Origin of the sequence: Sulfurovum sp., from assembly GCA_020525365.1 — a bacterium.
Taxonomy (GTDB): domain Bacteria; phylum Campylobacterota; class Campylobacteria; order Campylobacterales; family Sulfurovaceae; genus Sulfurovum.
In genome coordinates this window covers 1,324,899-1,336,742 of sequence record JAIZOF010000001.1, presented here as the reverse complement: position 1 = coordinate 1,336,742, position 11,844 = coordinate 1,324,899, and the positions used below count along the sequence as shown (strand labels likewise).

Genomic DNA, 11,844 nt, shown 5'->3' with positions numbered 1-11,844 from the left:
AAATTTGGTTATTATTATATCGTAAAGTATTAAGGATAATCATCATGATAAACCTTTACCGTTTTAAATTGCTTGAAGCATATCCTAAATGTTTTCATGCCGTAACTATGAAATCCAATAGTGCATTTTTTAGATTCTCTTTGGCATTACATACAGGAGAGACACCTGAATATATTCTTAGAAACAGGAGACAGGTAGAAAGGGTATTTAATACATCAGGAAAACTTAACTTTGTAATAGCAAACCAAATACATAGTGATAATATATATGTTGTAACAAAGAGAGAAACTGCTGGCTGGAAAGATCAGAAGAGTGCCGTAAAAAACTGTGATGCACTCATCACAAACCAAAAAGAGGTAATGCTCGGCATACTGACAGCCGATTGCGTTCCAGTATTGCTGTATGATTATGCACATCAAGTCGTAGCAGCTATCCATGCAGGATGGAAGGGCACAAAAGCAAAAATTGTTTTCAAAACAGTAAAGAAGATGCAACAAACTTATGGTTCAAACCCTGAAGAGATTATTGCAGGCATTGCTCCATCAATTGGAAAGTGTTGCTATGAGGTGGGTAAAGAGGTTGCAGTACATTTTTGTGAATACTCCAATGCTCTACAACAAAAAGCAGACAAATATATGCTTGATTTGCCTTTGATTAATAGGGCACATCTAATGGAAGCAGGTCTACAAGAGAGGAATATTGAGATGAGTGATATTTGTACTGCTTGTGATACAAAACACTTTTTCTCCTACCGTCAAGAGCAGAAGTGTAGTGGGCGATTTATGAGTCTTATAGGTATATCACTATTTGACAAAAAATAAAGGTCTTTGTTTATGGATATTATCCACGGCTTTACTACTGATAGTTTTATGCAATTGATATACCATTTGGTTTATCTACCCTTAGACTGGTGTTGGTATCAAGCTCTTTAACTTTCCAAGGAAGCCCTTGTTTGTTAAGTTCTTCCATGAATGGATCAGGATTAAACTCTTCCATGTTATATACACCAGCCTTGTGCCATCGCTTCTCAAGCATTAATTTTGCTCCAATCATTGCAGGTACACCAGTGGTATAACTAATTGCCTGACTCATTACTTCTGCATAGCACTTTTCGTGGTCGCTCACTTGGTAAATGTAAATAGTTCTTGGTTTATTATCTTTGATACCTTTGGCAAAAATACCAATATTGGTCTTGCCTTTGGTGTGTGATCCGAGACTGGCAGGGTCTGGCAATAAAGTTTTAAGGAATTCGATGGGGATAACTTCCTTCCCTTGATGTATAATTGGTTCTATGTCAAGCATACCAATATTTTTCAGTACCTTCATGTGTGTCAGATAGCTTTCACCAAAGGTCATGAAGAAGCGGATACGTTTAAGCCCCTTAATATGTTTGACCAGACTCTCCATCTCTTCATGGTAAAGCAGATAAGAGTCTTTAGGTCCTATTTCGGGGTAGTTCCACACCTGCTTAATTTCCATAGGTTCTGTTTCAATCCATCTATTGTTTTCCCAGTAGCGTCCTTTGGCAGAAACTTCACGTAGGTTAATTTCAGGGTTAAAATTGGTGGCAAATGCATAGCCATGATCACCTGCATTGCAGTCAAGAATATCGATAGTATGAATTTCATCAAAATAATGCTTTTGAGCATAAGCACAGAATACATTGGTGACACCTGGGTCAAATCCTGAGCCAAGCAATCCCATGATACCTGCCTTGTCAAATGCCTTATTGCGTGCCCACTGCTCTTTGTATTCAAACTTTGCCTCATCGGGGTGTTCGTAATTGGCAGTATCAAGGTAGTCTACACCGCATTTGATGCATGCATCCATAATGGTTAGATCTTGGTAGGGGAGTGCTACATTGATGACAATATCTGCTTCTGTTTTTTTGATAAGATTGGTCAGTTGAGGTATGGAATCGGCATCAACTTGAGCAGTAGAAATTTTTATACCTATTTTTTTCTCTACATTGATTGCAATTTCATCACATTTTTTAAGTGTGCGACTTGCCAAGATAATATTGCCAAACACATCAATATTCATTGCACATTTGAAAGCAACGACATTTCCGACACCACCTGCACCTATGATGAGGGTTTTAGCTGACATGAAAAGCTCCTTGAAAAAAAGTGTGCTATTTTATCATATTTTAAAGTAAATCGATATTTTGTTGACTTTTAACAAGATAAAAGTAGCTATTTATTGTTGTACAAATTTTCCTTCATTTCGGTCTTTTGTAATTTTATTAAAAGGGGAGATAATGCCATTCATGGCAATATAGATACCGTCTCTCTCTAGCGTATATAAAAATCCATACGCAGAAGAAAAATTAGCAGTTGCTTCAACTGGGTCAATACTGTAGGGTACCATGGCACCAGTAAGAACAATACACTTTTGGAGCTTTGCATCATCAAGATATGTTGCTGTTGTATGCATGGTATCTGTACCGTGTACTACAATAATCTTCTGCTCTTTTGCCTGGTGAATAGTTGTTAGAAGTTCTAGCCTATCATGGCTAGTAATCTCTAGAGAATCTTTTCCAATGATATTAATAATTTTAAAGTGGATCATCCATTTTTTAGCAATTGTTTCAAGAAAAGTAGCCATTTTATTGATGTATAGTTTACCATTCACAGGATTGTATTGCTTATTGAATGTGCCTCCAGTGTTAATGATAAGCAGACTGTTCATGGTATCTCCTAGGTTTTGTCAATGGTACTATATTTTACCTCAAATATGATAGAATACCCAAATTTTATTTTGGAGAAAAAGTGATGATTATGAAGGGTAAAAAGGGAGTGATACTTGGTATTGCTAACAAAAAGTCCATTGCATATGGTATTGCAAAGGCGTGCCAAGCACAAGGGGCAGAGATGGCGATCACCTTTCTTAATGAGCGTTTTGAACAAAAACTTACACCTATTGCGGAAGACCTTGGATGTGGCGCAAGACTCTATCCGTGTGATGTGAGTAAACCCGAAGAGATTAGGACACTAAGAGAATCGCTTAAAAAAGATTTTGGTACAATTGATTTTGTTGTACACTCTATTGCATTTGCACCCAAAGAGGGGCTCAATGGGCAATTTGTGAATATCTCTAAAGAAGCATTTGATATAGCAATGGATATTTCAGTCTATTCGCTTATTGAGATAACAAGAGAGCTAAAACCTATCATGTCCAATAGTTGTTCAGTATTAACTTTGAGTTACTATGGTGGTGTAAAGTATATTCCAAACTATAACCTTATGGGTGTTGCCAAAGCAGCATTGGAGATGACGGTAAAATACCTTGCTGAAGACCTTGGTCAAGATGGTATTCGTGTCAATGCTATTAGTGCTGGTCCCATCAAAACATTGGCAGCAGCAGGTATTGGTGACTTTGGTTTTATGCTTAAATGGAATGCGGCACACGCACCATTGAAAAAAAATGTTACCATTGAAGAGGTAGGAAATTCGGGTATGTATTTTCTTTCAGATCTCTCCTCGGCTGTGACTGGAGAGATTCACTACGTTGATAGTGGTTTCAATATTATGGGAATGCCTGCAGTTGAATTTGACAATGGTGGCAAACCACATATTGCATGGAATGGAGAATCATAAAATACCATTTATTTTTTAATTAAAATATTTTACATGACTACGATTACATTTAGATATTAGAGTGGTATTTTTACCCACCAAAAAGGGTGTACTTGAAAGATTCAAAAGCCTACCTTGAGAAAAAAACTTTCTTTGATAAAGTTTTGACTATCTATGGACGAAATGCTGTATTTGAAGCACTGCAGGATAAATGTATTTCTATCTATAAACTCCATCTTTCTAGCTCCAATAAGCCTGCCAAAATACTTGATCAGATAACAAAATTGGCAAAAAAAAGAAATATAGAGATTGCATATCATGATAAAAAAGTACTCTCGTATATCTCGAAAAATGCCAAGCAGGATCAGGGAGTGGCGCTTGACATTGTACTTGAGCACTTTGATTCAATAGCATCTTTTAAAGCACAACATGAAAGTTACCGTATTGTTGTACTTGACGGGGTGACAAATCCTCAAAATCTTGGCATGATTATCCGCTCCTGTGCGGCGGGGAACATTGATGCAATTTTGCTTCCAGTCAAAGGTGTTTCACAGATTAGTCCACTGGTTATTAAAGCAAGTGCGGGGACGCTTTTTAAGATGCCTATTCTCAAAACATCCAATCTGAAAGAGACACTCTTGGATTTCAAGCAAGATGGTGCTTTACTCTACACCCTCTCTTCTCATGCAACAAAAAGTTACAAAGAACAACGCTATACAAAAAAGACTATATTTATACTTGGAAATGAGAGTGATGGGGTCTCCACTGTTGTGAAGCATTTATGTAATGAGAGTATTGCAATTCCAATGAGTAGGGGTGTGGAGTCCCTTAATGTAGCAGTTACGGCTGCACTGCTTTCCTTTTTGGAATAGTATGACAATTTGACATTTTTTCTACTAAAGTCTCTTTTTTTGATAAAATATCTTCATATTACCAAATGAGGAGTTTCTCATGTCTTCCCCTAGTACTATTCAGTGTCCAAGCTGTAGTATGCAGATTGATATTGATAAGATATTTTACCATCAAATAGAAGAAAAGTTTAAACAAAAACATAAGAGCCAACTTAAAATTCTCAAAGCAAAAGAGGAGGCTCTTGACAAAGAAAAAGAGCAGGCCGAAGAGGCAGTACGTGAAGCAATAAGAGAACAGATTAAACAGGAGCGTATCAAGATTGCTGACGAGCTTAGGTATCAAATTACCCAGGAGCAGGGCGAAGCGATGGCAGAAATGCAACAGGAGCTAGAGCAGAAGTCCAAACAGATACAAGAGCTCAGTACTGCTAAAGTTGAGATAGAGAGACTCAAGCGTGAAAAGAATGAGCTTGTATTTAAAGTAAAGATGGAAGCAGAGCAGGAGCTTAACACAAGATTGTCTGATGAGAAAGTAAGGATGCAAAAGATGCTTGATGAGGTAGCAACACGTAGACTCAAAGAGATTGAAGAGACACAGATACTTAAGCTCAAAGAGAAAGATGAACAACTCAAACAACTCAAGCGATCACTCGAGGATGCCAAACGTAAAGTAGAACAGGGGAGTATGCAGGTACAGGGCGAAGTATTGGAGCTTGCCATAGAAGATTGGTTAAGTAGCCAATTTCCATTTGATACTATTGAAGAGGTTAAAAAGGGTGGTCTTGGAGCAGATTGTGTTCAGACGGTGCATACGAGAGAGATACAAAACTGTGGTGTGCTTTGCTATGAGTCTAAAAATACTAAAGCATGGAGTGATAATTGGATCAATAAACTCAAGCAGGATATGCTTAAAGTTAATGCTGACATTGGGGTACTTGTTACTTCGGTTTATCCAAACGGTATGGAGCGTATGGGCTGGGTTGATGGTATTTGGGTTTGCTCTTTCGATGAGTTTAAAGGCTCAGTTAGTTTGTTGCGAGAGAGCCTTATACGGGTACACAAAACAGTACAAAAAGAGGAGAATCGTGGAGACAAGATGGTCTTGCTCTACAGCTATCTTACCGGCAATGAGTTCCAGATGCAACTTAAAGCTATTGTAGACGGCTTTATGCAAATGCAGACCGAACTAGACAAAGAGAGACGTTCTCTTATGGCAAGCTGGAAACGCCGACAAAAACTTATAGACGGTGTACTGCAAAATACAACTGAGATGTACGGGTCTTTACAAGGTATTGCAGGGATAGGGTCTCTTGGTCACATAGAGGCTTTGGAATTATCAGAAGAGATGACTGTATCTACCGATAAATAGTACCGCATATATCTCTATCTGCTTAAAAAACAATCTGTCCATCTTGTTGCATTCTTTTGATAATTTCTTTGGCCTTTTTGTGACCTTGGTAGGCAGATTTACGACACCATTCAATGGCTTTTTCTTTATTTTCTTCACATCCTAAACCCATGTCATAGAGTGCACCAAGATTGAACTGTGCTTGAGCAATACCTGCCTGTGCAGATTTAGAGAAAAGGATGAAGGCTTTTTTGTAATTTTGTTCAACTCCTAGACCTTCACGATAGAGTGCGCCAAGATTATTGAAGGCTTCAAAATTTCCACGTTTCGCTGCCTCTTCATACCAAAATGCCGCCTCGGAGTAGTTTTGTTCACAACCATCTCCATTCTCAAGCATGAGTGCTACCTCAAATTGTGCCAGTGGTACTTCATGTGTTGCTGCTTCGAGGTAGCACTTAAACGCCTTTTTAAGGTTCTGCTTGACTCCAAATCCCCTAAAGTAGAGAAAGCCCAGATAGTAAAAACTGCTTGGCTCTTTCTGCTTAGCAAGGTCAGAGTAGAGAACAAAAGCCTTGTCATACTCTTTGGCTAAAAGTATATTATAAGCTTCTTGTACTTGCTTTTGCATGGTAAATATCCTTTTGGTAGGTATTTCTATTTACAAAATTGCTATACCTTAAACCCTTTAAGTTCAGTTTCAACTTTTTCAAGTTTTGCTTGTATCTCTTCAAGCTGTTGACGGTTTTGGGCAATAACTTGTTTGGGTGCATTGGCAACAAACTTCTTATTGCATAGCATACCATTTAGTTTGGTTAACTCTTTTTCAAGTTTCTCTTTTTGTTTGGTTAGCTTATTCACAATAGCACTCATGTCAATATCATCAGTGGAGATCATACTTTCAAGAGAGTTGGAAACATCTGTAACACAGTTGTCAAGCTTTTTGTTGGCAAACTCAATTTTATCAACTTTGGTAAGTTTTTCAATAAAAGGTTTTAGTAGCGCCGTATCGGCAGGTTTGTTGAATTTAATCGTTGCTTTTTCGATACGTTGATTACCTTTCTCAATGAGGGTTTTGCAACGTCGCACAGAGACGATTGCCTCGATGGCAAGGTTAAACTGCTCGGTAATCTCTTCATTAACTTTCCATACTTTGGGATATGTCATTATCATGATGGAAGTATTATCTTCAAGCACTTTGCCTGAGAGTCTTTGATAGAGGTTTTCGGTGATAAATGGCATAAAAGGGTGCAGTAACTTGAGCGACTCTTTGAAGATACTGCCAAGTTCTGCCACACTCTTTTTGCTTGCCTTGCTTAACTCAATTCCCCAGTCACAAAACTCACCCCAAAGAAAGCGGTAGAGGGTGGTTGCTGCATCATTAAAGCGGTATTGATCGATGTAGTTACGTGTCTCTTTGACCGCAAGATTGAAACGAGAGAGCATGTAGTGCCCTAAAGGAGTTTGAATCTCTTCTTGTCTGAGATCAGCAAATATACTATGGTTAAGTTGTAGATAATTTGCAGCATTGAAGAGTTTGTTGGTAAAGTTACGGCTCTGCTCAAGCTTCTCTTCACTCAATTTAATATCTCGCCCTTGAACTGCTAAAATGGCAAGAGTAAAACGTAGTGCATCAGCAGAGTATTTTTCTATCATTACCAGTGGATCAATAACGTTTCCTTTAGATTTACTCATCTTCTCGCCTTTTTCATCTTTGACAAGAGCATGAAGATAGATGTCTTTAAATGGCAGTTCACCTGTAATGTTTTCACCCATCATCAGCATACGCGCTACCCAAAAGAAGAGAATATCAAATCCAGTGATGAGTAATTGGTTGGGATAGAAGGTATTGAGGTCATCCCCAAACCACTTTTTATCTTTAAGTGTGTTACCGTTTCCCCATCCAAGTGTACTAAAAGGCCAAAGCCCAGAAGAGAACCATGTATCGAGCACATCTTCATCTTGGTGTATATTGTTACTTTCACATTTTTTGCATACAGTTGGTCTTTTATTGTCAAAGGCAAACTCAGCACCACAGTCATTACAGTACATTACTGGAATTTGATGTCCCCACCAGAGCTGACGTGAAATACACCAGTCACGCAAGTCGTTCATCCATGCATTATAGGAATTGATCCAATGAGAAGGGAAAAACGTTGCTTTGTTGGCGTTGACCTTTTCAATGGAAGCTTTAGCAAATGTTTTTTTTACAAACCACTGTTTGGAGATATAAGGTTCAACGATATTCTTGCAGCGATAACAGTGTCCTACCTGATGTTGGTGGTCTTCAATTTTTTGAATAAAGCCTTCTGCCTCAAGTTTCTGTACAATCTTTTCACGTGCTTCAAGACGCTCCATGCCTGAAAAATTACCGCAATATTCGTTAAGAATACCATTTTCATCAAAAATAGTTATAAATTCCAGATGATGCCGTTTGCCTACTTCGTAGTCATTTGGATCGTGTGCGGGTGTGACCTTCACAAACCCTGTACCAAATTCCATATCAACATGCTTATCTGCAATAATCTTTACTTTACGACCGATTAGCGGCAAGGTAACAGTCTTTCCAATAAGATGTTTGTGTCGTACATCATCAGGGTGTACCATGACTGCAGTATCTCCAAAGTAGGTTTCAGGACGTGTTGTAGCAACAACTACGATACCAGAACCATCGGAGAGTGGGTAGCGGATATGGTAAAGTTTGCCTGCATGATCTTCATATTCTACTTCAATATCTGAGAGTGCACCATCATGGGTACACCAGTTGATCATATAGTTACCACGAACAATGTATCCGTTATCATACATCTGTTTGAAGGCTTTCTTGACTGCATTAGCAAGACCTTCATCCATTGTGAAACGTTCACGGCTCCAAGTGGGGGAGACCCCAAGCTTACGAAGTTGCTTGGTAATGGCACTACCAGAGTTGTCTTTTTGCTGCCAAGCACGCTCAAGGAACTTTTCGCGCCCAATCTCCTCTTTTGTTGTACCTTCTGCTAAAAGCTGTTTTTCGACAACATTTTGTGTGGCAATACCTGCATGGTCAGTTCCTGGTTGCCAAAGTGTCCTATAGCCATCCATACGCTTGTATCGGATAATGATATCTTGTAGAGTAAAAGTAAGCCCATGTCCGATATGTAGATGCCCTGTGACATTGGGTGGTGGCATCATGATGCAGAAGGTTTTATCTGCTTGTTGTATCTTCTTATTTCCTTCTACTTCAAAATAACCACGCTCTTCCCAGAGCTTGTAGTAGTTCTCTTCAATCTCTTTGGGATTATAGACATTCTTTTTTGTTTCACTCATTGCGTCCCTCTTAATGCTTATCACTTAATACTTTAGTAGTATCGCGATTATACCCAAATGGTGCTTTTTGTTTTACTAGAAAAAGATGAGCGATACCAGTATCCCTACTTCCGCTTCTTATAAAATGCTTTTCTAAATACTTCAAACTGTTCTTTGAGTATAGCTTCCCTCATCTGCTTCATCAGGTGCAGGTAGTAGTAGAGGTTATGGATGGTTGCAAGTCTAAAGTAGGTCAGTTCATGGGCACGGAAGAGGTGACGTAGATAGGCACGACTGTAGGTTTGGCAGACCATACAGTTGCACTCTGGATCGATGGGCTCTAAGTCAGTGGTGTAGCAGGCTTTTTTGATATTGACCTTGCCAAAAGAGGTAAAGAGAGTACCATTTCGCGCATTACGGGTTGGCATGACACAATCGAACATATCAATACCACGGTAGACATTTTCTATGAGGTCTTCAGGCGTGCCTACACCCATGAGATAGCGTGGTTTTTCTTTGGGCATGAAAGGTGTTGTCCATGCAACAGTTTCATACATGTCTTCATTGCTCTCACCTACACTGAGCCCACCAATGGCAAAGCCATCATAGTCAAGTGTACAGAGCTCTTTGGCAGATTTTTCTCTGAAGGCTTTATCTGTACCGCCTTGAATGATGGCAAAGATATTTTGATTGACACCTATACCCTCTTTCTGTTTCTGCCTAAAGTAATCAATGGACTCTTTTGCCCAGCGTGACGTACGATCGATACTGGCAGCAATGCGTTCCTGTGTGGCAGGCAGGGCAACAAGGTCATCAAGAATCATCATAATATCTGAACCGAGGTTATGCTGGATATCAATAACCTTTTTAGGGGTGAAATAGTGTTTGCTGCCATCAAGATGGCTACGAAAGGTAATGCCTCCTTCATCTATTTTGACATTGTCCGAGAGAGAGAATGCTTGAAAGCCACCACTATCAGTTAGAAAACTTTTAGGAAATTTTGTAAAACCGTGTAGTTTGCCCATCTTAGCGACAACATCATCACTAGGACGAATGTACATATGATATGTATTGGCAAGAATAATCTCAGGCTTAATAAAAGTCTCAAGGTCGGTTGCATCAAGTGCCTTGACTGCACCAACGGTTCCTACAGGCATAAAAACTGGTGTTTGTATTGTAGAGTGCGTAGTTTGGATAGTGCACGCACGTGCCCTTCCATCGGTTTTATCTATCTGAAATTGCATTGTGTTATAATATCCTCTTAAATAGTGAACAGGATTATATCTAAATAGGGTACAAATGAAGAACATATTAATATTTGCTGATGGTAGTATTGCAAGACACTTTGTTGAGTGGGTTGGACATAAAAGAGTTATGGACAACCACTACTATGTTGCCCATTTTCATGAAGATGCAATACCTGAAAAAATGAGTAAAAATATTACACTTATCGAGGCAGACCCAACAAGCTATATCCGTATTAAATATATTATGGACGAAGCAAAATTCTCCCATGTCTTTATTGTAATGGAGAATAGAGAGGATGCTGTCTATACACTCAAGAACATTCGTATGGTAGAAGATAAAATACGTATTATTCTTGTTAATCAGTGGGATGACTCTGAAATAGACAGAGAAGAGGAGAATGTCACCTTTATAAATGTTGATGAGCTTATTACAGCTCATCTCTATGATCAGCTTCCTAACGCACCTGTTGTGGCACAGAATGTAGGACTTGGAAAAGGTGAGATTATGGAGATCCATGTTCCTTTTGGGAGTACCTTTGCATTTCGTCATGTTGGTTCTATACTTCAGCGTAAATGGAAAATTGTTGCAATATATCGTCACGAGAAACAGATACTTCCCACTAATGCTACAACCATTCTCCCTAATGATACCCTGTTGGTAATAGGAAAACCATTGGTTCTTGATGGAGTTTATCGTACTATCAATAGGCGTATCGGGCTTTTCCCTGAACCATTTGGAAAGGATATCTACCTTATTCTCGATTTTCGCCACGATCAGACACTTGCACAGTTCTATCTTGACGAGAGTCTCTATCTATTGGAAAAACTTGAAGAGAAGCAACTGTTTATTCGTGTAATTTGCCCCAATAACTTTGAACTCATCAATAGTATAAGGCAATATGAGTCTAAAAATATTACTATTTCTGTCTGTTATGATGATAAAGATATATTACACATGATAGAGTATGATATGCAAGAGTATGATATTGGGCTTATCATGAGCAGTATTAAGACTTTTTCAGATGATACACTTATGGAAATACTCTATAATTTAAGAAAAGTAGTTTATCTCTTTGGCGATCAACACCTTAATCATATCAAGAAGAGTATAATACTCATGGATGATGAACGCAAAATGGAGTCAATCTCCTCGACTGCTTTTGATGTTTCCGAATCGTTAGAGATGTCACTACACTTATGTGATTTTGATCCTGAAGGGGAGTTTGAAAATAAGAAAATTATTGTAGAGCACTATGAGACACTTGCACATATTTTTAATATGGAGATTAAGATAGAGCAGAGAGTGTCTAATCCTATACGTGAATTGGACAATATGGAGAGTGTTCTTCAAATTGCTCCTTTTGAAAAAATACTCCACAGACATAATTTTTGGAAATTTATCTCTACAAAGATTAGTGACTTTCTTTTGACAACAAGAAAACATCCTAAGCTTCTTGTACCTTATACCCTAGAAGAAGATGTGTAGATAACACGTTTTAAGGAATCATAAGATAAAATAAATCGCATTATTATCTTAA

At 38.5% G+C, this 11,844-nt stretch carries 10 protein-coding genes; 5 read left to right on the top strand and 5 right to left on the bottom strand.

Annotation, left to right across the window (positions count from 1 at the left end):
* Positions 1–44 precede the first annotated feature (44 nt).
* The gene (gene pgeF, locus LGB01_06650) at positions 45–821 is read left to right on the top strand and encodes a peptidoglycan editing factor PgeF (GenBank protein MCB4753876.1); all 777 of its coding nucleotides are present in this window, start codon (positions 45–47) and stop codon (positions 819–821) included.
* 46 nt (positions 822–867) lie between these two features.
* On the opposite strand, the gene LGB01_06645 is transcribed toward pgeF, so the two are convergent.
* Positions 868–2,109 (bottom strand): saccharopine dehydrogenase family protein, encoded by a 1,242-nt coding sequence (locus LGB01_06645; protein ID MCB4753875.1) that lies wholly within the window; start codon positions 2,107–2,109, stop codon positions 868–870.
* Between the two features lie 90 nt (positions 2,110–2,199).
* Positions 2,200–2,691, bottom strand: a complete 492-nt coding sequence (locus tag LGB01_06640; protein ID MCB4753874.1) for an asparaginase — start codon at positions 2,689–2,691, stop codon at positions 2,200–2,202.
* 83 nt (positions 2,692–2,774) lie between these two features.
* Between LGB01_06640 and fabI the strand changes: the two genes are divergently transcribed.
* From fabI to LGB01_06625, 3 genes are all read left to right on the top strand, one after another.
* Positions 2,775–3,599 (top strand): enoyl-ACP reductase FabI, encoded by an 825-nt coding sequence (gene fabI / locus LGB01_06635; GenBank protein MCB4753873.1) that lies wholly within the window; start codon positions 2,775–2,777, stop codon positions 3,597–3,599.
* Positions 3,600–3,691: 92 nt separating this feature from the next.
* Entirely contained in the window at positions 3,692–4,450 is a 759-nt protein-coding gene (rlmB, locus tag LGB01_06630; protein ID MCB4753872.1) for a 23S rRNA (guanosine(2251)-2'-O)-methyltransferase RlmB, read from the top strand.
* Positions 4,451–4,529: 79 nt separating this feature from the next.
* Positions 4,530–5,798: a DUF2130 domain-containing protein gene (locus tag LGB01_06625; GenBank protein MCB4753871.1), complete on the top strand. Its 1,269-nt coding sequence runs from the start codon at positions 4,530–4,532 to the stop codon at positions 5,796–5,798.
* A 22-nt stretch (positions 5,799–5,820) separates the two neighbouring features.
* Here LGB01_06625 and LGB01_06620 read toward each other — a convergent pair whose 3' ends face one another.
* The 3 genes from LGB01_06620 to tgt all read right to left on the bottom strand — a co-directional run bounded on the left by LGB01_06620 (position 5,821) and on the right by tgt (position 10,303).
* Positions 5,821–6,405 carry a sel1 repeat family protein gene (locus LGB01_06620; GenBank protein MCB4753870.1) on the bottom strand — a complete coding sequence of 195 codons (585 nt, stop codon included), beginning with the start codon at positions 6,403–6,405 and terminating at the stop codon, positions 5,821–5,823.
* Positions 6,406–6,446: 41 nt separating this feature from the next.
* A complete protein-coding gene (locus LGB01_06615) occupies positions 6,447–9,080 on the bottom strand; it encodes a valine--tRNA ligase (GenBank protein MCB4753869.1) in 2,634 nt (877 codons plus the stop codon).
* Between the two features lie 104 nt (positions 9,081–9,184).
* Complete coding sequence (gene tgt, locus LGB01_06610) at positions 9,185–10,303, bottom strand: tRNA guanosine(34) transglycosylase Tgt (protein MCB4753868.1); 1,119 nt, start codon at positions 10,301–10,303, stop codon at positions 9,185–9,187.
* Positions 10,304–10,358: 55 nt separating this feature from the next.
* On the opposite strand from tgt, the gene LGB01_06605 reads away from it, so the two are divergent.
* Entirely contained in the window at positions 10,359–11,792 is a 1,434-nt protein-coding gene (locus LGB01_06605; GenBank protein ID MCB4753867.1) for a hypothetical protein, read from the top strand.
* Positions 11,793–11,844 lie beyond the last annotated feature (52 nt).

Coding starts and splice junctions, on each gene's coding strand:
- LGB01_06625 (MCB4753871.1), top strand. CDS start 4,530: ATGTCTTCCCCTAGTACTATTCAGTGTCCAAGCTGTAGTATGCAGATT.
- LGB01_06640 (MCB4753874.1), bottom strand. CDS start 2,691: ATGAACAGTCTGCTTATCATTAACACTGGAGGCACATTCAATAAGCAA.
- LGB01_06605 (MCB4753867.1), top strand. CDS start 10,359: ATGAAGAACATATTAATATTTGCTGATGGTAGTATTGCAAGACACTTT.
- LGB01_06620 (MCB4753870.1), bottom strand. CDS start 6,405: ATGCAAAAGCAAGTACAAGAAGCTTATAATATACTTTTAGCCAAAGAG.
- LGB01_06615 (MCB4753869.1), bottom strand. CDS start 9,080: ATGAGTGAAACAAAAAAGAATGTCTATAATCCCAAAGAGATTGAAGAG.
- fabI (MCB4753873.1), top strand. CDS start 2,775: ATGATTATGAAGGGTAAAAAGGGAGTGATACTTGGTATTGCTAACAAA.
- pgeF (MCB4753876.1), top strand. CDS start 45: ATGATAAACCTTTACCGTTTTAAATTGCTTGAAGCATATCCTAAATGT.
- LGB01_06645 (MCB4753875.1), bottom strand. CDS start 2,109: ATGTCAGCTAAAACCCTCATCATAGGTGCAGGTGGTGTCGGAAATGTC.
- tgt (MCB4753868.1), bottom strand. CDS start 10,303: ATGCAATTTCAGATAGATAAAACCGATGGAAGGGCACGTGCGTGCACT.